The organism is Nocardia sp. NPDC049526 (genome assembly GCF_044465765.1).
Classification (GTDB): Bacteria; Actinomycetota; Actinomycetes; order Mycobacteriales; family Mycobacteriaceae; genus Nocardia.
In genome coordinates this window covers 170483-191904 of the sequence record NZ_JBITMA010000014.1, presented here as the reverse complement: position 1 = coordinate 191904, position 21422 = coordinate 170483, and the positions used below count along the sequence as shown (strand labels likewise).

Sequence of the window (21422 nt, the reverse complement as noted above, 5' to 3'; positions counted from 1 at the left end):
TCCCCGGCCGAGATCCTCGGTGAGGACGGCAAGGTCGCCGGCCTGCGTACCGAGCGCACCCAGCTCGACGGCACCGGCAATGTCAAGGGCACCGGAGTATTTCGGGACTGGCCGGTGGGCGCGGTGTATCGGGCCGTCGGCTATCTCTCGCACAGCGTCGCGACGCTGCCGTTCGACGATCACGCCGGTGTGGTCCCGAACGAGGCGGGCCGGGTGCTGATCGACGACGACGCAGACGGTATCGCGCGTTTCATGCCCGGTGTTTATGTCACCGGATGGATCAAACGGGGACCGGTCGGACTGATCGGCCACACCAAGGGGGATGCCAACGAGACCGTTGCCTGCCTGCTCGATGACCGCGAGCGGCTCTCGGGCGCAAAGGATCCGGCACCGGAGTCGGTCATCGATTTCTTGACCGGAAAGGGCATCCCGTTCACCACCTGGCAGGGCTGGTACCGCCTCGACGCACACGAGCGCGCCCTCGGCGAGCCGGAAGGGCGCGAGCGCGTCAAGGTCGTCGAACGCGCGGACATGCTGCGCGCCAGCTTCGCCTGATCTCACCTTCTCGAGAAAGCCGGGTCATCCATGTCGATCACTGCCACACAACCGTTGACGGAAGGGCTGATTCGACAGGCGTTGAGCCTCGTCGAGGATCCCGAAATCCACCGCCCGATCACCGAACTGGATATGGTCGCATCGATCGATATCGACGCCGCGAATAACGTCGGTGTCAAAGTTCTGCTTACGGTCGCGGCCTGTCCACTGCGCGAGCGTATCGTCCGAGATATCCAGGCGGCCGTGCTCGAGATTCCTGGAACCACTTCCGTGACAGTCGAATTCGGTGTCATGACCGACGAACAACGCACCGCGCTGGGCCGGCGGATTCGCGGTGGTGACGAGCCGGTGATCCCGTTTGCGCAGCCCGGCTCGCTCACGCGTGTCTACTGCGTCGTATCGGGTAAGGGTGGTGTCGGAAAGTCCAGTGTCACAGTGAATCTCGCCGCCGCTATGGCGGCGGGTGGGTTGCGCGTAGGCGTTCTCGACGCTGATATCCACGGCCATTCGATTCCGGCAATGCTGGGTGTCGATGTGCGCCCCACGGCGGTGGATCGGATATTGATGCCACCCGCCGTGCACGGCATCAAAGTCATTTCGATCGGCATGTTCGTCGAGGGCAACGAGCCGGTCGTCTGGCGCGGCCCGATGCTGCACCGTGCGTTGCGGCAGTTCCTCGTCGATGTCTATTGGGGTGACCTCGACGTCCTGCTGGTCGACCTGCCGCCCGGCACCGGGGATATCGCGATCTCGCTGGCCCAAATGCTGCCGACGGCGGAGTTGCTCGTCGTCACGACACCCCAGCAGACAGCCGCCCGGATCGCGGAACGGGCGGGTGCCGTCGCGGCCCAAACGAAACAGCGCGTGGCAGGGGTGGTCGAGAACATGTCCTGGTTCGACGCGCCCGACGGTTCTCGGCAGGCCCTGTTCGGCTCCGGTGGTGGCGCGCTGGTGGGCGAGCAACTCACCGCGATCCTGGGCGTGGATTGTCCGCTACTCGGCCACATCCCTTTCGACCCCGACGTAAGCGCCACGGCAGATCAGGGCACACCGATGGTGATCACCGAGCCGGAATCGACCACATCGGCAGCCTTCCGTGCCATCGCGACCGCATTGACCGATAGGCCCCGCGGCATCGCAGGGATGAGGCTGGCGGTGCACCCGACCGGCTGATTCATCGCGGTCGTATGATCAGGTTCGTAACCAGCTCTACCCATCGACAGCAGCATATTTGCCACGCCGTACAAGCGGGCTCCCGCTTCCTGGCTCGAGCGTAATCCCGGATTCCGACTTGTCAGCCATGGCAATCAGGACACTTCGAGGGGACAGCATTATGCGTACCGAAGGCGATACCTGGGACATTGTGAGCAGCGTCGGCATGACCGCACTCGGTGTCGCGGCCGCACGCGCTATCGAGACGAAACGGCCCGATGCCCTCGTCCATGACGAGTACGCCGCCCAGTTCGTGGTGGCATCCGGCGATTCGGATATGAACCGGCTGATCAACGATCCGACGCTGTGGGCGCAGATCCCGTTCACCTCTGGATTCATCGGATATCGAAGTAGGTTCTTCGACGAATTCTTCCTGCCCCCAGCGGCGGATGCAGTGACTCAGGCGGTGATTCTGGCTGCCGGACTGGATGCCAGGGCCTACCGGCTGGATTGGCCGGCAGGCGCGGTTGTCTTCGAGATCGACCAACCCAAAGTGCTGGAGTTCAAACGTCAGGTGCTGACCGAATCCCACGCCGTGCCGCGATCGGACCGGCGCGAGGTGGCCGTCGATCTGCGCGACGACTGGCCCGCGGCGCTTGTCGAGGCTGGTTTCGATCCGACCTCGCCCACCGCGTGGTCGGCGGAAGGCCTGCTGCCATATCTGCCAGGCGCCGCACAGGATGCCTTGTTCGCACGGATCGGTCAGCTTTCGGTGCCCGGTAGCAAGGTGGCAGCGGAGACTGTCGGCAAGGGTGTCGATGTCGCCCGCATCGCCGAGCAGGAGTCGGAACACTTGAAAGACACTCCGTTCGGCAAGGTCGACCTCGCGTCACTGTTCTACACCGACGAACGCACCGATCCGGCTGAATTGCTCGTCGCCCACGGCTGGACCACCTCATCGCTGCGCCTGCAGGAACTGGCCGAACGCTACAACCGTCCCATGACACCTGTCGCGGAGCCGCTGGCGCAAATGTTCGACAGCACGCGATACCTCACAGCTGTCAAGCCGATCTGATTCGGCGCTGCTCGGTGCCGATTGATCAGGACGAACTACGCTAATCCGAAACCAAGTCTTGTGCGCCGCCACCAGCGCCTAGCACTCGCCGCGACCTAAGGGCCGTACCCTGTGTCACGCATGGGCCGTCTTACCCCCATCGATCACCAGTTGCGCACCGGTGAGGTACGGGTGCTCGTCGGACGCGAGAGTCAGTGCGAACGAGGCGATCTCCTGCGGGGTGGCGAGTCGTCCGAGACCGGGGATATTGGATTTGGCCCACTGCTTCATGAAGACCTGCCATGCGTCGTCGGGAATGGCTTCCATGCCGGCGGCGCGGCGGATCAGCTCGGTATCGGTGGTGCCGGGGATGAGGGTGTTCACGCGGATGCCGTCGGCGGCATAGTCGAGCGCCACCGACTGCACGAGTCCGGCCAGGCCGCGCTTGCTCGCGGTATACGCACCACGGCCCGCGTCAGTGGCGATGGCATTGCTCGACGAGGTGACCACGATCGTCCCGCCGCCAGCCCGAATGAGGTGCGGCACTTCGTATTTGATGGCCAGGAAGGTGCCACGCAGATTGGTGTGCACGACCCGGTCGAACTCTTCGGTGGAGTACTCGTGCAACTTCTTCTGAATAGTGATCCCGGCATTGTTGAACGCGACATTCAATCCACCGTAGGTCCGCACCGCGGCATCGACGAACCCGCGCACCTCATCCTCGATCAGCACATCGGCTCGAAAGTAGGTCGCCTCGCCACCGGCCGCCCGAATCTCCTGTTCCACAGCCTGCCCGCGATCAACTCGCCGGCCGCAGAACGCGACTCGTCCACCCTCGTCCGCGAATAATCGCGCCGCAGCCGCTCCGATCCCGGAAGTCGCCCCGGTGATCAACACCACCTTGTTCTCGAACCGCCGCAATCCGATGGGCTGAAACCGCGGCGGATTCGAATCCGCTCCCAGTGCAATGCCTCCGGCCAATCCGGCGGTCGCGCCGATCGCCAGCCCGGAGGCGGCCGCGATCCCAAGGATTCGGCGTCGGCTGGGGGCCGGTTTGTCGGGCCCAGGTTCGATCTCATCGTGCGTCATGGCTCTACCGTCGCTGTTACCGGACTTAGCCGAATCCGCCCGGAGGCCCACGATGCGGCCGCCGGGAGGATGGCCATCCACCACGGGATGGAGCGGGTCGGGGAGTTGCGTCGCATGCGGCACCTCGAACCATGCGTGGACAAATGATCGCCAGGATTCCGTGGTACCGATGTTCGGGTGCCCTGTGCGACCTTCGCCGCCGACCTGGATTCGGTGATCGTTCCGGTGCTCAGCGGGGGTGCCATCCTGGCCTCCGAGGTCACCTACCGGTTACCAACCGAGAACCCAAGCCAGGATGCAGTTCGTATGGCAGCGGTAGACCTGGCCTGAGGGAGGATGCTCTCCTCCAGGAGGAGGAGTCACGGCGAGTGGTTGCGGGGCATCATGGTTTGCGTGGCGGAATCGGCAGGTGTGACCAGGGGCATGGATTGGCTGCTCGATGTGCGCGCCTTGCCGGTTCGGATCGGTGTGCTGTTGGCAGCGGCAGTCGGCTGCCTGTTTTTGCTCTCGGATGCGCCGATGCCCGTGGATTGGGTGATCGGCCTGCTTGCGGTAGTCGCGACGGCGGGCGGCGTTAGATGGCCGTTCGCTACATCGCTGCTGGTGACCGGGCTGCTGGTGCTCGGCTTCGAGATCGGCGGTACCGGACCGCTGGTGCCCAAAGTGGGTGCGGCCATTGCGCTTATCGAACTCGCGGCGCGCCGTCGTGGATGGCAGCCGTGGGTGGCGGCGGGCGCATTGGGCGGGGCGTACCTGCTGCACCCGGCGGGGGAGGCCGCCGCGACCGGCTACCGGGCGCTCGTGATGGCGGGCGCGCCGATGCTGATCGGGAACCTGCTGCGTGCGGCGCGTGAGGGTGCGGATCGAGCCAGGCGGGAGGCGGGGGAGATCTCGCAACGGCGTGAGGCCGATATCGCGGCCGCGCGGGCGTTGGAGCGGACCGCAATCGCCAGGGAGTTGCACGATCTGATCGCCCATCACGTCTCATCGACGGTGCTGCGCGTCGGGGTGGCCCGGCATGCGGTGCCGGATGCGCCGCCAGCGGTGCGCGAAGTACTCGACGACATTCATGCCAGCGGCACCGAAACCCTCGCCGATCTGCGGTTGCTCGTATCGGTGCTGCGGGATCCGGCGATGGCGGGCGAATCCTTCATCGCACCGACGGATCTGCCCGCCGCGGTCACTGCCGTGGCGGAACGAGCGCGGCAGCTGGGTTGCTTCGTGGAGGTGAAGATCGAGGATGCTGTCACCGACATAGACGCGTTGCGGGCGTTGACATTGCTGCGATTGGCCCAGGAGGGCGTCGCGAATGTCGTGCGGCACGCGGGTTCGGGCGCGGCGGCGTGGCTGACCATCACAGCGCGTAAGGATCGAACCGTCGATTTTATGTTGTGCGATAACGGAATACGGTCCGCAACCGGATCCGGACATGGCCTCGGGCTGATCGGATTGCGTGAGCGGGTCGAGCTGCTCGGCGGTGAGTTCGTCGCCGGACCAGGCGATTCCGGATGGCGGCTCGACGCGTCCCTGCCGCCCGCGATTCGAGTGGCCTCGTGATAATCCGAGAAAGCGTGCGGCCATGACCATTCGTGTGCTGATCGTCGACGACCAGCAACTGGTCCGTGCGGGCCTGCGCATGCTCTGCGAAACCGATGCCGAACTCGAAGTGGTAGGGCAGGCAGCCAACGGCGGCGAGGCCGTGCGGCTTGCCGAACGGACAACGCCCGATGTCGTGCTGATGGATCTGCGCATGCCGGGCATGGACGGAATCCGTGCCACCGAACGGATTCTCGCGACCAGGCCGTCGATCCGCGTCGTCGTACTGACCACCTTCGACGATGACGACCACCTGTACCCGGCGCTCGCCGCGGGCGCATGTGGGTTCCTCGTCAAGGACGCTTCGCCCACCGATCTGCTCGACGGCATCCGCCGTGCCGCCGCAGGAGAGTCGCCCTTCACGCAGAGCGTGCTGCGGCGATTGGTGGATTCAGCGGTGTCCGCACAGCACAGTGCAACGGTCGAGCGCGTTGTGCCGCAAGGACTTACCCAACGTGAAGCCGAAGTGCTTGCGCTGGTCGCGGCGGGCCTGTCGAACGCGGAGATCGCCGACCGTCTGCACCTCGGCGTCACCACCGTCAAAACCCACATCGGCAATCTGATGACGAAAACCGGTGCCACCAACAGGGTTCGACTCGCCGTGCTCGGCGCGACGAACGGGCATTGAAGCCGACTCAGTGCGGATACTGCGCCGCACCCGACACCCGCACGTCGAGATGAACGGACTGAAGACGACCGCGACCGCGCCCAGTTCGTCAGCGGGCCGCCGTCGCCACAGTGGGCCAGCAGTGCGGTGGCTCTGGCCAGACGTTGCGGAGGAACCCATTCGCAACACGCTCTCAGCATGAACCTCCAGGGGGAGTCGCGTTCGGGGGCGGGGGAGCGGGCCAGCGGCTTGTGATCCGTTGCCGATCGATACATCGGCGTACGTCAACGGGCGAGGCTCACAATCGCTGAAAAGGCCGAGGCCGCCGCCTAACTCAGGCGCATGACCCACGAGGTGGCTTGCCGGCTCGGTCGCGGGTAGATAGATCGGTACGTATATATGCGCATCAAATTATGTAAGTCACCCACCTAGGTCAAGGTGCTATGCGCCCGCGCGGTGAGTCTAGAACTTGCTGGGGAACGCGAGATGGGGTGTGAGGGGTGCGTGTTCACTTGCCGTCAGCAGCCAATGGGGTGCGAAGACTGTTTCTCGTCTGCCGGAGGTCCATATTTACTCCATATTTTCAGCAGAATCCGGCCGAATACTGAGTGGTATGGACGAGCCGGGCAAGCGGTAGTGATCTGCTATTAATGCTGGAGCAGTAGAACCGAATCTCGACGAAGTCGGAAGAATCTTGGTATTGCGGAAGTAAGTCTTCCGCAATGGGGTCGAGAGTGGTCCTCATGACGAACACAGCGACTATCCGCCCCTTCCGGATCGACATTCCGCAGGCCGAGCTCGACGAGTTGCGAGCGCGGCTCGCGAGCGCGCGGTTGCCCCATTCGGTGCCCGGCACGGAATCCGATTGGGGGCGTGGCATTGCGCCCGATCACCTGCGGGAGTTGGCCGAGTATTGGCGGGACGGGTTCGATTGGCGGGCACAGGAGGCGAAGCTCAACGCATATGACCAGTTCACGACCGAGATCGATGGGCAGGCCATGCATTTCTTCCATGTGCGGTCGCCCGAGCCGGATGCGGTGCCGCTGCTGATCACGCACGGGTACCCGAGTTCGGTCGTCGAGTTCCTCGAGCTGATCGGGCCGTTGACCGATCCGCGTGCGCACGGTGGGGATCCGGCGGACGCATTCCATGTCGTGATTCCGTCGCTGCCGGGTTTCGGGTTCTCCACACCTCTCGCCTCCACCGGATGGGAGTTGGCGCGCACCACCGAGGCTTTCGCCGAACTCATGGCTCGGCTCGGCTACGAGAAGTTCGTCGCTCAGGGCGGTGATATCGGTGCGGGTGTGACCGGGCGTCTGGCTGCCACGCATCCGGAGCGGGTCGTCGCGACGCATGTGAACAGTGACCAGGGCTCGCTCGGTCTGGTCGGCGAGCAGCTGCCGATGCCCGACGGTTTGACCGAGGACGAACTCGCTGCCATCCAGGCCGCGCAGGCCAGGTGGAATCAGCAGAAGGGCTACCTGGTCCTGCAATCCACCCAGCCCAATGCCATTGCCGCCGCGCTGACCGATTCCCCGATCGCACAGCTGGCGTGGATCGCGGAGAAATTCCAGGTCTGGACCGATCCGACCCGCGCAACCGGCGAGGCGGTGGACCGCGACCTGCTGCTGACCAACGTCAGCATCTACTGGTTCACCCGCAGCGGCGCATCGGCCGCGCAATTCCTCTGGGAGACAGCGCATTCCGGCATGGATTGGGTGGCTTCGTCGGGTGTGCCGCAGGGCTGGGCGGTGTTCAATACCGATCCACTGATGCGTCGGGTGATGAATCCGGACGGGTATATCGAGCACTTCAGCGAATACGCCGAGGGCGGTCATTTCGCTGCGCTGGAGCAGCCGCAACTCCTCGTGGACGATATCCGCACGTTCGTCCGGGCGTATCGCGGCTGAGCAGGTGTATCGGGGCGGGCGCCGGCTCGCCCCATTACGTCATCAGGCGTACGCGCGGGTCTGTCCGCATACGGATGTGGCGGCCATCGCCCCGGCCTACCGTTTTCGGTATGACTTGGAACGAAGTGAGCACGAGCAGTTACGCCCTGCTGACCACTTACAAGAAGGACGGCACGCCGGTCGGCGCCCCCGTATGGGTGGCTCCGGACGGCGAGCGGATCGTGATGTGGACCAATTCGAAGACCTGGAAGGTCAAGCGGATTCGCCGCAATCCGGCGGTGACCCTGCAGATATGCGACGGTCGTGGCCGCCCGAAGAGCGAGGAGAAGGTCGCGGGCAAGGCCGAGTTGCTGGATGCGGCGGGGACGCAGCGGGTGCGCGATCTCGTCTCGCGCAAATACGGGATCATCGGCACCGTGCTGATCCGCCTGCACAAGCTGTTCAAGGGCGCGGACGGATCCGTCGGGATCGCGATTACACCGGCGTAGGTCAGGCCGATTCCGCGAGCCCCGCCGAGCGCCAGGTATCGGCGAGTTCCTGTAGCGGAATCTCCAGGGCCGCGGCCAGCGACACGATCGTGCCGAATGCGGGCGTCGGTAGCCGTCCGGTCTCGATCTTGCGCAGCGTCTCCGGTGAAATTCCGGCGGCCTGGGCGATAAGGGCCGGGTCGCGATCGGCGCGCGCGGCCCGCAGCCGGGCGCCGAGACGGCGACCGGCCTCGACCTGGGCGGGAGTCAGCGGAAGTCGGACCATGTGTCGAGACTATGGACGGTATTTAAATACCGCAAGCTCAACCGTTGTACTTCACCCGGAACGGTCCGCCGACGCTGTTGAACAGCAGATCCCCATTCGGAAAGAACTCGACCAGCACGTCGGCGCCGTTACCGAGATTGCTCTGCCCGAAGATGGTGCGGTGCACGGTCTTTCCTGAAAACTTACCCGCGCGACTCCACTAGCGTCTGGTTGCGTGCGGGTGAGGACGCATGGGTTCGAGGTTCGCGTTCAAAGGAGGGGCGGGTGGAAAGGTGACCGGCAGTTCCGTCAGTGCCCGGTGGAATGGCCCCGGCCGCCATGTCGGCGTGCCGTCCGTTACGTCGAGCCGGATTTCGGGCAGGGCATCGAGGAGTTGGTCGATGGCATCCTGAGCGATCAAGTAGGCCAGGGATTGCGCGGGGCAGGCGTGTGGGCCGATGCCCCAAGCCAGGTGAGAGCGATTACCTGCCAGGTCATCGGTGCGGATGGAAGGGTCGTTGTTGCAGGCGGCCATGCTGATGACGACCGGCTGATTAGCAGGCAGCCATACGCCGTCGACGAGGATCGGCTGGCGAGGGTAGGTGATCAGCAGGTTCGCCAGCGGCGGGTCATCGAACAGCACCTCATCCAAGGCCTCCCGCGAGGACAGATTCCCGCCCAGGACACTGTCACCGAAACGATTGTCGGTGAGGATCAGCAGGAGGGTATTGACGATCAGGTTCAGTTCGAACTCGATGCCCGTGCCGTAGACCTGCGATACGTGATGCGACACCTCCACGTCATCCAGCGCGGCCGGATGCTGTTGCAGGACTGAGGTGATGTCGTCTCCGGGCTCCGTTCGTTTGAGGGTCACCAGATTCATCAGTGCCGCGCCGAGCATCTGACTGCCTTTTTCGGCATCGACCCCCTCGAGCAACGCGGCCGTGCCGGCGGCGACCTGCTGCCCGATCTCCGGCGGGCAGCCGAGCATGGAATTGACGACTTCGAACACCAGCGGGTAAACGTACTGGCTGATCAGCTCCGCGCGCCCCTCCTGGCAGAAGTTGTTGATCAGGGGGGTTGCGATGTCCTCCACGATGTCGTGCATGGCGTAGAGATCCACGGCGTCGATGCTCGCGCTGATCGCCTGCCGATACCGCACGAAGTCGGTCCCGGTGCTTCTGCTGGCCATGGGACGCCATTCCAGCAGCGGGAGGATCGGGCAGTCGGAGGGGACCGTCTTCTGCCAGGCGCGCGGATCGGCAGGGAAATGATCGGGATCGTTGAGGATTCGCAGCGCGGCGTTGTAGCCGATCACCAGCGTGGCGGGTACGCCGGGCGCCAGTTCGACCGGCGCCAAAGAGCCATACTGTCTTCGCATTTCACTGTATGCGTGGTGCGGGTCGGCGGCGAACTCCGGCGAGTGCAGCGGCATTCGCGGGCCGTCGGAAGCGATTGGCGAGCCGTGGATGACGGGGCACGACTGTGGGCGCACCTGGGACTGCGGCGTACTCAAGAAGAAGACTCCAGACTGTTCGTATTGCAGGTTGCTATGGACTGCGCTGTGCCGAGCCGCTGCTCCGAAGAGCGCAGTAATCCTGCCGCCTCGGTAGGAGCCGGTCAATGGCATAGCGGACAGCGCAGCACTGGAAGCCCGCCCGGCAGAATCTCTTTCACGCATCTGAGCGTCAAGCCGGCGACTAGGAAATTGCGGTAGTCGGCGCTGCGCATGGACTGTCGAGGCAGACACGACGCCGCGATGGTCGGGTGCGGACCTGACGCTCCGCAAGTAACGCACCCCTCCCGGTGGCACTAGACGCCGAGGGCTCCCAACGAATCGTGATCGTCGATCGCGGTGGTGATGCGCTTCAACAGCGTCAAGCATGTTTCGGTCGATTGCATCTTGGGTTGATACGCCGCACGGCCGATCGTGAAAGCCCATGCCGCGTAGGCGAACATGGACTGTTGCCGATACAGCAGCCAGGCGTCGTCGAACGACGGCACCTCGCCGCCGGCGTGACCCAGCTCGTCCAGGTATGCCTCCAACAGTTCGCGGTCCCACGCACGCCGGTCCTCGGGCTCACATCCGGAGTTGACGGCATAGGCGAAATCATGCGCCCACCCGCCACGCATCACCACCTGCCAGTCGACATACCCCATTCGCCCGTCGCGAGTCTTGTAGGTTTGCCCGATGTGCGGGTCGCCGTGTAACAGGGTCGCGGGAACGTCCTCGGTCGCGATCGCGATGGCCCGCTCGACACCCGCCCACAACCGCTCGCTCTGCCCGTGCAGGGCGTCGGGAACGACCTCTTCCGCCCGGCGCAGGCCTACCTCACAGCGCTTCTTCATATCGATCGCGGCGAGGTAAGCGTCGAGCATGTAGGCCGGGGTGTTGAGGACCGCGATAGACGAGTCCTCCCAGAACGTGCCGTGCAACCGGGCGAGATTGCGGATCAGATCTTCGATCTGGTCGCGGGCGATGGGAGCAGTCGGCTCGCTGAACACGGCACCGCGCGTTGCGACGATATCCTCCATCAGCGCGATCGACCGCCACGACGACGGATCGGAGGCGCCCCAGTAGCCGATCGGCGCCTCCATCTCGACTCGTGGCCGAAAGTCCCGGAAGAAGCGGGTCTCCCCCTCGATCATCTTTCCGCCGCCGAGCAGTATGCGCTGGCTGAAGGCCGTAGTTGTCTTCGCGAACAGTTCCGTGGGCAATCCCGCCTGGGTGCCCACCTCGTTGTAGTCGACCCGGATCGCAACCCGGGTGGAGGTGCCGCGGCTGCCGTTGGACGTGTCGAACGACAGCACCTCGGCATCGGGAACATCGCGACACAGGACAGCTGTCAGCCACTCGGGCGTGATTTCTTCGCCAGAAACCGGGACGTCGTCGATGGACCGCGCTTTCGGGCGGGTGATCTTCTCGCCCAGCATATGAGCACTGACCGTGGCGGATCGCCTGAGCAACCAGAGCTTGTGGTTCATGCGCTTGCCTCGATTCCGGAGTACGACAACACTGTCCCGAGCAGCCGGCCGCGAGCGGCCGGGGCCCGCAGACACTACCGCACAATTCCGGAAGACGTTGTACGACAAGGAGGTTGCCCAAGTCCCCCGCTCGTCGGGGCAGGCCCAGCATGGCCTCGCACCGACAGCACGGTCCTGGGCGGGGTATGTCGCGGTTGGTGTGCGTTCATCGTCTTCGGGCTCTGGCATTTACTGAGGCGCAAGTACCGGCCACGGCTGGCGAATCTGGAGGATCGGCGGTTGTGGCGCATCGACCGTCCGCCGATTACGGGGCCCTGAACAAGACACGCACGCGGCCGAGACCGTTGCCGCTGATCGGCAGAGTGGTATCGAAGACCGCAAGCTCAACCGTTGTACTTCACCCGGAATGGTCCGCCGACGCTGTTGAACAGCAGATCCCCATTCGGAAAGAACTGGACCAGCGCGTAGGCGCCGTTACCGAGATTGCTCTGCCCGAAGATGGTGCGGTGCACCGTCTTTCCGGATTTCCAATCCAGACCGGTCACCTCCCATCCGTTGGTCTTGGTGTAGCCGTTGACGAAAACCACGCCGGATTTGCTGCTCTCGGTGGGCACCATGCTCGTGGAGACCACATCGGCACGCGACCACACCGATGACCAGCTGTGGTTTGCCGGATCCCATTGGAACCGCTCGATACCCGACGGCGGCGCGAATACCGGACCGCCCGCGAGCACATCGACGAGCCGGTCCGGTGCGCCCTGCGGCCGGGCATTGTTGACCACGAACGCGCCGTAGCCGTCCACCACGACCGACTGCTCGCTCTGGATGAATTCGGGCTGCGGAGTCAGGCCGGCCGTCACCTGGATCTGGTCGGCGATCCGATTGGATTTGGTGCCCGGCTTCGGTTGGAATCCATCGGGAATGGCGTCGCGCCAGAATGCGACCAGTTTCATCCGGTCGGTGCCGTCGGTCAGCACGACGAGCCGGTCGTCCTTGCCGTAGCCCATGAGTGTGGGTGTCGAGCCGGTGCCGGTGCCGAACTTCACCGCGGGCGGCTGCTGTCCGAAATCGTAGGGTGCTGCCCACGCGCCGTCGCCGGCGGCAGTCGAGAGTTTGGACCCGGTCCAGACGACCTTGCGCATGATCTTGTCGGAGGCGACGTAGATCCCGCCCTTGTCATCCACGGCCATCGCATTGGAGACCACCTCGTCGGCACCGAAATGGACCTGCTGCGGTTCGCCCTGCAGGCTGCGGTCGATGATCGACAGCCCGCGGGTGCTGAGCACGGCCAATTTGCCGTCATAGGTCATATTCAGGCCGACGATGGACTCGGGTTGACCGCTCAGACCGGGGCCGCTGCCGAGCCAGGGTTTGAAGTCGAGGGTGCGCAGAACCCGTACGCCCGCTTCGGGATTGTTCGCATTCGTCAAGCCGAACACGACGATCTGCGCGTTCTGTGTGAGGTAGTAGACCCGATTTTCCTTGTCCACCAGGCTGTAGACGCCATTGGCGATGCGCGTCCAATCGACGCCCCAATCGTTGTGCACTGCGGCCTCCACCTGACCCGGGTCGGTGAAGTTCTGGTCGAGCACCTGGTCCAATGCTTGCGACGGTACCGGTGTCACGCCCGGTGCGTCCGCACGCGCGATCTCGTGGAACATGCCATTGCCGACCTGGACATAGACCACGCCCTGAGTGGAGGAGACCCACATGTGGTCCGGATCGGTGGCGGCGAGCGTCATGATGTTGACCGGTCCCGAGGTGATGCGTTGCTGCTGCTTCGGGTCGATATGGAACTCGCCCTGCGGCGTTTGGTACGGGAAGGTGTCGGACTGGCCAGGATCGATATGTGTCAGCCCGTAGGTCGCGGCGGCGAGGTAGGGATTGCGGGCGGGGCCTGCGGCGGTGCCCGACTGGTTCTCCATCTTCGCCGAATCGCCGCCGCAGGCGGGGATGGCCAGCGCAACGGCCAGCGCGACGGCGACGACGAGTGCCTTGCGGCGCGGGCTCATCGCTTGCTCCTCTACGTTCGCTATCGGGGAGTCGATCGGGCAGAACGCATGCCGCTCGCAGCGGCGAACAACCAAACAAACCAGTGCTCTTTCGCGTTCGCGAACATAACACATTGCCTGGTCACGCGGGGTAATTGGTATTTTTATACCGATCGCCGCTATGCTCGGTATTAAAATACCGAGGTGGAGGTTTGGGCATGGTGGAGTTGAAGTCGCCGGGAGAGATCGAACGCATGCGGGTGGCGGGGCGCTTCGTCGCCGAGATCCTGGCGGAAGTGCGCACGCTGGCCCGGGTCGGAGTGAATCTGCTGGAGCTGGAAGAGCATGTGCAGCAGCGGATTCAGGACCGCGGCGCGGTGTCGTGCTACTGGGACTATGCGCCGTCGTTCGGGCGTGGACCCTTCCGGAATACGATCTGCCTATCGGTGAACGATGCTGTGCTGCACGGACTTCCGTTCGACTATGCGCTGCGCGACGGGGATGTGCTCAGCATGGATCTGGCGCTGGGCATCGACGGGTGGGTCGCCGATTCGGCCACCAGCATGATCGTCGGCACCGCCGATGCGCAGGATCTGCGGCTTATCAAGGCCACCGAGGATGCGCTGGCGGCTGCCATCGCGGTTGCGTTGCCCGGCAACCGGATCGGCGATATCTCCGCCGCCATCGCGGCGGTCGCGCGGGCTAACGGCTACCCGGTGAATACCGAATTCGGCGGGCACGGACTCGGGCGGACGATGCACGAGGATCCGCATGTGCCGAATGCGGGACGCGCCGGTCGCGGGTATCCGCTGCGACCCGGTTTGACCATCGCGATCGAGCCGTGGTTCGCGCGCACGACCGACCAGATCTACACGGATCCGGATGGTTGGACGATCCGCTCGGCGGATGGCTCGCGGACCGCGCACTCCGAACATACGGTCGCGATCACCGCGGACGGACCGCAGGTGTTGACCGCCGCCGCATAACCTCTCAATCCGTTTCGGAGAGCCAATCCGCGAGATCGGTGGCGGCGCGCAACTCGGCCGCGACGCTCGCGCGTTCAACTTTCGAAAGCGATATGCCCCTGAGTTCGGCGCGCACCTTCTCGGCCCGCTCGGAATCGCCGGTGGCGATGGCCAATTCGGTCAGTGCCGCAAGTGCCCGAGCCTTATCGACGGCCGATGCTTGCGTGCCGTAGCGACGCAGGCCGACCTCGAGCACCCGGATCGCGGTCGCATCGTCATTCTTGAAATCCCGCAGGATGCGGACATTGTCCAGAACCCGGGCCAGGCCGTCGAGTTCGCGGGAGCCGCCGTAATCGACGTCCTCGGGCTCGTCGCGCTGAATGTAGATGATGGTATTGCCCACCGGGTCGACCACGCTGAATCTGCTCTGGCCGGGGCGGAATCGGGTGATTCGTGGACAACCCTTCGCGGGGACCTTCCCGTAGCGCTTGCGCAGCGCCGCGGTGAATGCGCCGTGTCGCTCGGCGACGTCGTCGAGCATGATCAGGCAACCGACCTGTTCGGTGGGAAGTTCGATGCCCGGCGGTGCGGCGGCGAAATGGACCGCGCAGCCGTTGGCCTCGATCGCGCCGTAGGAGTATGGCCTGGTCTGCTCATGGGTCACCGTGTAGCCCAGCGCTCGGTAGAAGTCGAGGGTGTCCTTCAGATCGCCGCTCCACAACACCGGAACCGCCGTATCGCTTGTCATCGCCCTGCCTCGGTAGCCGGTAATCAATTTTGACTACCCGAGGTTAGGGTGGTGAAATCCCGGAAGTCAAATTTGAGTAGTATGGCCGTTTCGAGAGAAGGGAATCCCGGATGTCGGCTGTGCGCCTGCTCGTCCTCGGCGTGATGCGGTTGCGTCAGCCCACCTACGGCTACGCCGTGCGGCGCGAACTGCTGTCGTGGCGTGCCGAAACCTGGACCAATGTGAAGCCGGGGTCGATCTATCACGCGCTGAAACAGCTGACGCAGGAAGGCAAATTGAGTGCGTTCGGCACCCAGGGCAGTACCGAGGGGCCGGGGCGGACGCTGTTCGAACTGACCGAGGCGGGGGAGGACGAGTTCCGCAGGCTCATGGACGAGGCACTGGTCAGCGTCGATATGGAAGAGCTCGGCGCGGGTATCGCGTTCATGGATGCGTTGCCGCGTGCGCACGTCATCGCGAAGTTGCGCGAACAACGCCGCAATGCCGCGGCGGTTCGCGATGATCTGATCGCCATGATCCCGACCTTCCCCGGCCGGTACGAACCACCGCATGCGACCGATCTACTCGAGCTGTGGAGCGGCGTGTTCGACAATCTGTCGAACTGGACCGGCGGCGTTCTCGAGCGCCTGGAGGCGGGTGAATACCGGATGTCGGACTGATGGCAGGGGGCGCCCGCCGGTCCGATGGCGGATAGGCTGCCCACATGACGAACACGCTGGGTGCGGTCGGCAAGGCCGATTATGTGCTGCTGACGACCTTCCGCAAGGACGGCACACCGGTCGGCACCGCCGTCTGGGCTGCCGAGGACGACGGCAAGCTGTATGTGTGGACCGAAACCAACAGTTGGAAGGTCAAGCGGCTGCGCAGAAATCCCGCCGTCACCCTCCGACCGTGCAACCCGTCGGGCAAGCCGCGCGGTGATGTCATCGAAGGCACCGGCCGGGTGCTCGATGCCGCCGATACCGAACGGGTGCGCAAGCTGATCAAGAAGAAGTACTGGCTCCTCGGCCCGATTCTGGTGACCGCGAGCAGTATTCGCCGCGGCAAGTCCGGCACCATCGGCCTCGAGATCACTCCGGCCGCGTAATCAGGTCGCCTGGCTCACCGAGGACATGTGGAAGTCCGGGATGCGCAAGGGCGGCATGGCGGTCCGGGTGAACCAGTCCTTCCATTCGCGGGGCAGCGTGGTTTCGGTGGCGCCGGCTTCGGTGGTGCGGCGCAGCAGGTCGATGGGGCTTTCGTTGAAGCGGAAGTTGTTGACCGCGGCGGTGACTTCGCCGTTTTCGACCAGGTAGACGCCGTCGCGGGTGAGACCGGTGAGCAGCAAGGTCGCGGGATCGACCTCGCGGATGTACCAGAGCGTGGTGAGCAGTAGGCCGCGCTCGGTATTCGCGATCATCGTGTCGATACTCGCGCCCGAACCGCCGGTCAGCAGCAGGTTATCACCGGGAACCGTGGGGGGAGCGTCGAATTCGGCGGCGGTGGCACGCGGGTAGACCAGCGATTCGATGACCCCATCGCGCAGCCAGTCCACGCGCCGGGCCGGAAGACCATTGTCGAAGACCGACAGCGATTCCGAGGACGCCGAAGTCACCACGAACGGACGATACTCGAGTCCGCCCGCACTCGGATCGGAATAGAGCGTCAATGGAATGTCGCTGAGCCGCTCACCGATTCGAGTGCCGCCCGCCTTTGCGAAGGCACTGTGCCCTTCGTGCGCGCCCCGGCCCTCCATGGACCAGGCCAGGTAGATCATCAGGTCCGCGACCGCGGAGGGCGGCAGCAGCGTTTCGTAACGCCCCGCGGGCAGCTCGACCCGGCGCTTGGACCAATCCAGCCGCCGCGACAATTCGGTGAGCAGTCCGGGTACGTCGACGTCGGTGAAGTCCGCGCTGCCGACACCGACCCACGCACTCGCGAGATCCGCACCCTCGCCACGCTTTCCATTGATCTCCACCGAACCGGTGGGCTGCACGAAGCGGCGGCGAATACCGGTGGAGGTGCCCAGCCACGTCGTATGCATCTGGTGGTAGGCGAAACCATAGAGCCGATCGGCGCCGTCGAATCCGCCCGCCAAGTCGCGTGCGAGGTCGGTGAAGACCTCGATCCCGGTGCTACCCGGTGCGGACGCCCAGTCACTCCCGGCGTCCGGCAGACCAGCGGAATCCGGAGTCAGCAGCGGCATCGCATCCTTCGCCGGTTCGGCGGTGCGGGCCGCCGCCTCGCTGGCGCGGACCACCTGCTCGATCTCGGCCGGGTCGACGCTGGTGGAGCTGACGCTGCCGACGCGCGCGGAGTTCGGGCCGTCGCGGAAGATCGAGATGACCGCCCAGTCCCGGGAAATCGAGGAGCCATTGGTGGTCATCGAGTTGCCCGCCCAGCGCAGCGACGCCTCGTGCACATCGGTGACGATGACCATCGCCTCGTCCGCATGCGAGAGCGCCAGCGCCTGCTCGACGACCGCACCTGCGGGCATCATCACCTCGATCACTGACCTGCCTCCGTCCGGGTGTTGAGAATGTTGACGCCGCGCACCAGGATCGACGGGCAGCCGTGGCTGACCGCGGCGACCTGGCCGGGTTGCGCCTTACCACAGTTGAACGCGCCGCCGAGGCGCCAGGTGGACGGTCCGCCGACCGCCTCCATCGCACCCCAGAAGTCGGTGGTGGTGGCCTGATAGGCGACATCACGCAGCTGACCGTCGAGCCGGCCGTCGCGAATGCGGAAGAACCGCTGGCCGGTGAACTGGAAGTTGTACCGCTGCATATCGATCGACCAGGATTTGTCGCCGACGATATAGATGCCGTTCTCGACCCGGGCGATGAGTTCGGCGGTACTGGTGTCGTTTTCGCGATCCGGTTGCAGCGAGACATTGGCCATGCGCTGGATCGGCACATGGTGCGGTGAGTCCGCGTAGGAGCAACCGTTGGAGCGTTCCAGGCCCAGACGCGGGGCGAAGACGCGGTCGAGTTGATAGCCGACCAGAGTGCCGTCGCGCACCAGATCCCAGCGTTGTCCGGCGACGCCCTCGTCGTCGTAGCCGACCGAGGCCAGACCGTGCACCTCGGTGCGGTCACCGGTGACGTGCATGATCGGCGTTCCGTACTTCAGTGTGCCGAGCTTGTCCGGGGTTGCGAACGAGGTACCCGCATAGGCGGATTCGTAGCCGATGGCGCGGTCGTATTCGGTGGCGTGACCGATGGATTCGTGGATGGTCAGCCACAGGTTGGTCGGGTCGATAACCAGGTCGGTGGGTCCTGCGTCGACGCTGGGCGCCTTCACCTTCTCGGCCAGCCATCCCGGGATCTGCGCGAGTTCCTCGCTCCAGTCCCAGGTTCCGTCCGCACCGGTGACGTACTCCCAGCCGCGGCCGGCCGGTGCGGCGAGGGTGCGCATGGTCTCGAAGACACCCGCCGCCGCGTCCACGGTGATCGCCTCCAGCTGCGGGTGCAGGCGCACGCGCTGTTGAGTGATCGCGGAGCCTGCGGTGTCGGCGTAGAAGGTCTGCTCCTTGACCTGCAACACCGAGGCGGTGACGTGATCGACGCCGTCGGCGGCGGACAGGCGGCCCGAATAGTCCTGCAGCACAGCGACCTTGTCGGCGGTCGGCACCATGAACGGATCCAGGTCATAGGCCGAAACCCAGTGCACATTGTCGTATCGCGGCTCGTCGGCGAGTTCGACGCGCTCACGATTGAGCGCGCGCAGGGTCGTCGCCACCGTGACCGCTCGCCGCGCCACCTCGGCCGCGGTCTCGGGAGTGAGCGCGGCATGCGAGGCGAAACCCCAGGTGCCGTCGACGATCACGCGCACGGCGAAGCCGAGATCGGTGGCATTGCTGATCGCCTCGACCCGGCCGTCGCGCAGCCGGATCGACTGGGTGACCAGCCGATGCACCCGCAGATCGGCGTGCTGCGCGCCCGCCGCCCGCGCCGCGGAAAGGGCGGCGTCGGCGAGCGCGTGCAGTGGTAACGCAAGGAACTCGGCGTCCACATCTTTGGAAGTCGCGATGCTCACCTGACCCAACCTAGCCGGTCGGACTGGCGGGCGCCGCTTCCGCTGCGCTGACGCAGACCTTGTAGACATGCATCGAATGCAATGCCGCACGAAATGCCCAGCGGCGCAGTTCTAGACCATGGCCGCAGGGGTGGCGGTGACGAGACCGCCGTCGATAAGCAGGTCCTGGCCGTTGATGTAGGACGCCTCGTCGGAGGCGAGAAAGGCGACCGCGGCGGCGACATCCTCCGAGGTGCCGATGCGTCCCGCGGCGACCGTGGCGACGGCGGCGGCCTGTACTTCCGGTGATGCTTCGGCATAGAACGCGGGCGTCCCGGTGTAACCCGGGCTCACCGAGTTGACCCGGATGCGCCTGGGCGCCAGTTCGGCCGCCAGCGTCCGTGCCAGGTTGTGCACCGCCGCCTTGGTCGCCGAATAGAGCGCCGCGCCCGGCCCACCCCGATGCAGTGCGAATGATGCATTGATCACGATCGCGCCGCCATCGGCCAGCAGGGGGAGGGTCTGCTGGATGGTGAAGAACGCGCCCTTGAAGTTGATATCGACGACCCGGTAGAACTCGGCCTCGGTGACATCGGTGACCGCCTGGAACGCGCCGACGCCCGCATTGGCGAAAACGACATCGAGGCGTCCGTAACGGTCCCGGACCGCGGCCGTCAACGCGTCCAGATCGGCGAGATTCGCTGCGTCACCGGGGATTCCGAGGATGCGATCGCCGCCGTTCAACTCTTCGACCGCGGCATCCAGACGGGACTTGTCACGCCCGGTGATGACAACCCGCCCACCCTCGTCGAGCAACCTGCGCGCGGCGGCCCAACCCATACCGCTGGTTCCGCCGGTGATCAGTGCGATCTTGTCGTCGAATCGGGAATTGCGCACCATGGCACGACCTCTCATACAGTTGTATAGTTCAAGAACATATGAACAGTTCGACTGTATGTCAACAATCGAGCTATCCTGGTCGGTGTGATGACGGCACATCCGGAGCGAGATCGGATCGAGTTGGCGAATGTGTTCGCCGCACTGGGAAATCCATTGCGCCTGCGGATCGTTCGCGTGCTCGCGGATGGGGCGGAGCACACCTGCGGTTCGATCGTGGACGGTGTGCCCAAATCCAATCTGACGCACCACTATCGGGTGCTGCGCGATGCGGGGATCATCTGGCAGCGGCCGTCGGGACGGGAAACGCTGCAGTCGTTGCGTCGTGACGATCTCGACGCGCGGTTCCCGGGTTTGCTGGATTCGGTGATCGATGCGGCCCGGCGGGAGCAGTTGCACGCGACCCGAACTTGATCACGGTTTGGCCGCATGGCGCGCGCGAAAGTCGTGGTTACCGTACCCAAGTCGGGTTATGCCGTACTGTGCCCGCGTGCCGCCATCCGCCCTCCGCGATCGCAAGCGAGAACGTACCCGCCGTGCCCTCCTCGAGGCAGCCGTCGAGCTTTTCGAGAACAGAGGCTATGAAGAGACCACGGTGGCCGATATCGCCGCCGCGGCCGAGGTCGGCACCCGGACCTTCTTCAACTACTTTGCCAGCAAGGAAGAGTTGCTCTTCCCGGAACAGGACGAGCGGGTGCGCGCCGCGGTGGCTGCCATCGCGAGTCGCCGGCCCGGCGAGCGGCCCGTGGAAGTGCTGCTGCGCGCGTTGCGAGCGGCGGGCGACAATCCGGGCGAACACCTCGTCGATGATCTGAATGCGCGCATTGCTGCACTGCGCGCACAGGTTTCGCGCACCGTGCCCGCGGTGAGCGGGCGGGCCGCGCATGCGCAACTGGTCGCACAACGCGAGATCGCGCGGCAGTTGCATATGGCATTTCCCGCCGAATTGGACGATGTCGGTGCCGCCGCATTGGTCGGTGCCGTGGTCGGCGCGGTTTCCGGTGCGTTGACGGTGCTGTTCCAGAGTCCGGTGGCCGGAGTGGACGGCGAGCGGTTGCACCGCCAGATCCACGAAACGACCTCACGGGTGCTGCAGCCCTGGCTCGCCTCGAATACCAAGATGCATGCCGGACCCATGCACTGAT

The 21422-nt window shown here is 64.9% G+C and carries 22 protein-coding genes and 1 pseudogene; 13 read left to right on the top strand and 10 right to left on the bottom strand.

Going from position 1 to position 21422, the window contains the following annotated elements:
- From ACIBW7_RS34985 to ACIBW7_RS34975, 3 genes and pseudogenes are all read left to right on the top strand, one after another.
- Nucleotides 1-555 (top strand): annotated as a pseudogene (locus ACIBW7_RS34985) (pyridine nucleotide-disulfide oxidoreductase); the annotation flags it as partial.
- A 30-nt stretch (nucleotides 556-585) separates the two neighbouring features.
- Nucleotides 586-1728, top strand: a complete 1143-nt coding sequence (locus ACIBW7_RS34980; protein WP_397053921.1) for an Mrp/NBP35 family ATP-binding protein — start codon at nucleotides 586-588, stop codon at nucleotides 1726-1728.
- Between the two features lie 160 nt (nucleotides 1729-1888).
- Nucleotides 1889-2782, top strand: coding sequence for a class I SAM-dependent methyltransferase (locus ACIBW7_RS34975; RefSeq protein ID WP_397053919.1), 894 nt, complete (start codon nucleotides 1889-1891; stop codon nucleotides 2780-2782).
- A 114-nt stretch (nucleotides 2783-2896) separates the two neighbouring features.
- On the opposite strand, the gene ACIBW7_RS34970 is transcribed toward ACIBW7_RS34975, so the two are convergent.
- Entirely contained in the window at nucleotides 2897-3850 is a 954-nt protein-coding gene (locus ACIBW7_RS34970) for an SDR family NAD(P)-dependent oxidoreductase (protein ID WP_397053917.1), read from the bottom strand.
- A gap of 177 nt (nucleotides 3851-4027) precedes the next feature.
- Between ACIBW7_RS34970 and ACIBW7_RS34965 the strand changes: the two genes are divergently transcribed.
- The 5 genes from ACIBW7_RS34965 to ACIBW7_RS34945 all read left to right on the top strand — a co-directional run bounded on the left by ACIBW7_RS34965 (nucleotide 4028) and on the right by ACIBW7_RS34945 (nucleotide 8451).
- Nucleotides 4028-4180, top strand: a complete 153-nt coding sequence (locus tag ACIBW7_RS34965) for a hypothetical protein (protein ID WP_397053915.1) — start codon at nucleotides 4028-4030, stop codon at nucleotides 4178-4180.
- Between the two features lie 63 nt (nucleotides 4181-4243).
- A complete protein-coding gene (locus tag ACIBW7_RS34960) occupies nucleotides 4244-5407 on the top strand; it encodes a sensor histidine kinase (RefSeq protein WP_397053913.1) in 1164 nt (387 codons plus the stop codon).
- A gap of 22 nt (nucleotides 5408-5429) precedes the next feature.
- On the top strand, nucleotides 5430-6074 hold the full coding sequence (locus ACIBW7_RS34955) for a response regulator (protein WP_397053911.1): 645 nt from the start codon (nucleotides 5430-5432) through the stop codon (nucleotides 6072-6074).
- Nucleotides 6075-6796: 722 nt separating this feature from the next.
- On the top strand, nucleotides 6797-7963 hold the full coding sequence (locus ACIBW7_RS34950; RefSeq protein ID WP_397053909.1) for an epoxide hydrolase family protein: 1167 nt from the start codon (nucleotides 6797-6799) through the stop codon (nucleotides 7961-7963).
- Nucleotides 7964-8073: 110 nt separating this feature from the next.
- Nucleotides 8074-8451 carry a PPOX class F420-dependent oxidoreductase gene (locus ACIBW7_RS34945; RefSeq protein WP_397053907.1) on the top strand — a complete coding sequence of 126 codons (378 nt, stop codon included), beginning with the start codon at nucleotides 8074-8076 and terminating at the stop codon, nucleotides 8449-8451.
- Between the two features lies 1 nt (nucleotide 8452).
- Here the strand turns inward: ACIBW7_RS34945 and ACIBW7_RS34940 are convergent, their stop codons facing one another.
- The 5 genes from ACIBW7_RS34940 to ACIBW7_RS34920 all read right to left on the bottom strand — a co-directional run bounded on the left by ACIBW7_RS34940 (nucleotide 8453) and on the right by ACIBW7_RS34920 (nucleotide 13692).
- Entirely contained in the window at nucleotides 8453-8716 is a 264-nt protein-coding gene (locus ACIBW7_RS34940) for a helix-turn-helix domain-containing protein (protein ID WP_397053905.1), read from the bottom strand.
- A 37-nt stretch (nucleotides 8717-8753) separates the two neighbouring features.
- Nucleotides 8754-8882 (bottom strand): hypothetical protein, encoded by a 129-nt coding sequence (locus ACIBW7_RS34935; protein ID WP_397053903.1) that lies wholly within the window; start codon nucleotides 8880-8882, stop codon nucleotides 8754-8756.
- Between the two features lie 33 nt (nucleotides 8883-8915).
- Nucleotides 8916-10211: a cytochrome P450 gene (locus tag ACIBW7_RS34930; RefSeq protein ID WP_397053901.1), complete on the bottom strand. Its 1296-nt coding sequence runs from the start codon at nucleotides 10209-10211 to the stop codon at nucleotides 8916-8918.
- A 296-nt stretch (nucleotides 10212-10507) separates the two neighbouring features.
- The gene (locus ACIBW7_RS34925) at nucleotides 10508-11680 is read right to left on the bottom strand and encodes an aminoglycoside phosphotransferase family protein (RefSeq protein WP_397053899.1); all 1173 of its coding nucleotides are present in this window, start codon (nucleotides 11678-11680) and stop codon (nucleotides 10508-10510) included.
- 383 nt (nucleotides 11681-12063) lie between these two features.
- Nucleotides 12064-13692: a hypothetical protein gene (locus ACIBW7_RS34920; RefSeq protein ID WP_397053897.1), complete on the bottom strand. Its 1629-nt coding sequence runs from the start codon at nucleotides 13690-13692 to the stop codon at nucleotides 12064-12066.
- Nucleotides 13693-13889: 197 nt separating this feature from the next.
- Here ACIBW7_RS34920 and map point away from each other — a divergent pair, with 197 nt between their 5' ends.
- Nucleotides 13890-14657, top strand: coding sequence for a type I methionyl aminopeptidase (gene map, locus ACIBW7_RS34915; protein ID WP_397053895.1), 768 nt, complete (start codon nucleotides 13890-13892; stop codon nucleotides 14655-14657).
- Between the two features lie 4 nt (nucleotides 14658-14661).
- Here the strand turns inward: map and ACIBW7_RS34910 are convergent, their stop codons facing one another.
- Entirely contained in the window at nucleotides 14662-15384 is a 723-nt protein-coding gene (locus tag ACIBW7_RS34910) for a glyoxalase (protein ID WP_397053893.1), read from the bottom strand.
- Between the two features lie 110 nt (nucleotides 15385-15494).
- On the opposite strand from ACIBW7_RS34910, the gene ACIBW7_RS34905 reads away from it, so the two are divergent.
- Together ACIBW7_RS34905 and ACIBW7_RS34900 are read left to right on the top strand one after the other, a co-directional pair.
- Nucleotides 15495-16043 (top strand): PadR family transcriptional regulator, encoded by a 549-nt coding sequence (locus ACIBW7_RS34905; protein ID WP_397053891.1) that lies wholly within the window; start codon nucleotides 15495-15497, stop codon nucleotides 16041-16043.
- Between the two features lie 44 nt (nucleotides 16044-16087).
- A complete protein-coding gene (locus tag ACIBW7_RS34900; RefSeq protein ID WP_397053889.1) occupies nucleotides 16088-16471 on the top strand; it encodes a PPOX class F420-dependent oxidoreductase in 384 nt (127 codons plus the stop codon).
- Here the strand turns inward: ACIBW7_RS34900 and ACIBW7_RS34895 are convergent, their stop codons facing one another.
- The 3 genes from ACIBW7_RS34895 to ACIBW7_RS34885 form a co-directional block, all read right to left on the bottom strand.
- The gene (locus tag ACIBW7_RS34895; protein WP_397053953.1) at nucleotides 16472-17863 is read right to left on the bottom strand and encodes a metallopeptidase TldD-related protein; all 1392 of its coding nucleotides are present in this window, start codon (nucleotides 17861-17863) and stop codon (nucleotides 16472-16474) included.
- A gap of 8 nt (nucleotides 17864-17871) precedes the next feature.
- The gene (locus ACIBW7_RS34890; RefSeq protein WP_397053887.1) at nucleotides 17872-19401 is read right to left on the bottom strand and encodes a TldD/PmbA family protein; all 1530 of its coding nucleotides are present in this window, start codon (nucleotides 19399-19401) and stop codon (nucleotides 17872-17874) included.
- A gap of 111 nt (nucleotides 19402-19512) precedes the next feature.
- Entirely contained in the window at nucleotides 19513-20295 is a 783-nt protein-coding gene (locus tag ACIBW7_RS34885; RefSeq protein WP_397053885.1) for a glucose 1-dehydrogenase, read from the bottom strand.
- Between the two features lie 72 nt (nucleotides 20296-20367).
- Between ACIBW7_RS34885 and ACIBW7_RS34880 the strand changes: the two genes are divergently transcribed.
- The gene (locus ACIBW7_RS34880; protein WP_397053951.1) at nucleotides 20368-20691 is read left to right on the top strand and encodes an ArsR/SmtB family transcription factor; all 324 of its coding nucleotides are present in this window, start codon (nucleotides 20368-20370) and stop codon (nucleotides 20689-20691) included.
- Between the two features lie 76 nt (nucleotides 20692-20767).
- The gene (locus tag ACIBW7_RS34875; RefSeq protein WP_397053883.1) at nucleotides 20768-21421 is read left to right on the top strand and encodes a TetR/AcrR family transcriptional regulator; all 654 of its coding nucleotides are present in this window, start codon (nucleotides 20768-20770) and stop codon (nucleotides 21419-21421) included.
- Nucleotide 21422 lies beyond the last annotated feature (1 nt).

Excerpts from the sequence above, each read along its gene's own strand:
- ACIBW7_RS34980 (WP_397053921.1), top strand. The coding sequence starts at position 586 with ATGTCGATCACTGCCACACAACCGTTGACGGAAGGGCTGATTCGACAG.
- ACIBW7_RS34920 (WP_397053897.1), bottom strand. The coding sequence starts at position 13,692 with ATGAGCCCGCGCCGCAAGGCACTCGTCGTCGCCGTCGCGCTGGCCGTT.
- ACIBW7_RS34940 (WP_397053905.1), bottom strand. The coding sequence starts at position 8,716 with ATGGTCCGACTTCCGCTGACTCCCGCCCAGGTCGAGGCCGGTCGCCGT.
- ACIBW7_RS34945 (WP_397053907.1), top strand. The coding sequence starts at position 8,074 with ATGACTTGGAACGAAGTGAGCACGAGCAGTTACGCCCTGCTGACCACT.
- ACIBW7_RS34880 (WP_397053951.1), top strand. The coding sequence starts at position 20,368 with ATGACGGCACATCCGGAGCGAGATCGGATCGAGTTGGCGAATGTGTTC.
- ACIBW7_RS34885 (WP_397053885.1), bottom strand. The coding sequence starts at position 20,295 with ATGAGAGGTCGTGCCATGGTGCGCAATTCCCGATTCGACGACAAGATC.
- ACIBW7_RS34955 (WP_397053911.1), top strand. The coding sequence starts at position 5,430 with ATGACCATTCGTGTGCTGATCGTCGACGACCAGCAACTGGTCCGTGCG.
- ACIBW7_RS34905 (WP_397053891.1), top strand. The coding sequence starts at position 15,495 with ATGTCGGCTGTGCGCCTGCTCGTCCTCGGCGTGATGCGGTTGCGTCAG.
- ACIBW7_RS34970 (WP_397053917.1), bottom strand. The coding sequence starts at position 3,850 with ATGACGCACGATGAGATCGAACCTGGGCCCGACAAACCGGCCCCCAGC.
- ACIBW7_RS34925 (WP_397053899.1), bottom strand. The coding sequence starts at position 11,680 with ATGAACCACAAGCTCTGGTTGCTCAGGCGATCCGCCACGGTCAGTGCT.
- ACIBW7_RS34950 (WP_397053909.1), top strand. The coding sequence starts at position 6,797 with ATGACGAACACAGCGACTATCCGCCCCTTCCGGATCGACATTCCGCAG.
- ACIBW7_RS34895 (WP_397053953.1), bottom strand. The coding sequence starts at position 17,863 with ATGATGCCCGCAGGTGCGGTCGTCGAGCAGGCGCTGGCGCTCTCGCAT.
- ACIBW7_RS34910 (WP_397053893.1), bottom strand. The coding sequence starts at position 15,384 with ATGACAAGCGATACGGCGGTTCCGGTGTTGTGGAGCGGCGATCTGAAG.
- ACIBW7_RS34900 (WP_397053889.1), top strand. The coding sequence starts at position 16,088 with ATGACGAACACGCTGGGTGCGGTCGGCAAGGCCGATTATGTGCTGCTG.
- map (WP_397053895.1), top strand. The coding sequence starts at position 13,890 with ATGGTGGAGTTGAAGTCGCCGGGAGAGATCGAACGCATGCGGGTGGCG.
- ACIBW7_RS34975 (WP_397053919.1), top strand. The coding sequence starts at position 1,889 with ATGCGTACCGAAGGCGATACCTGGGACATTGTGAGCAGCGTCGGCATG.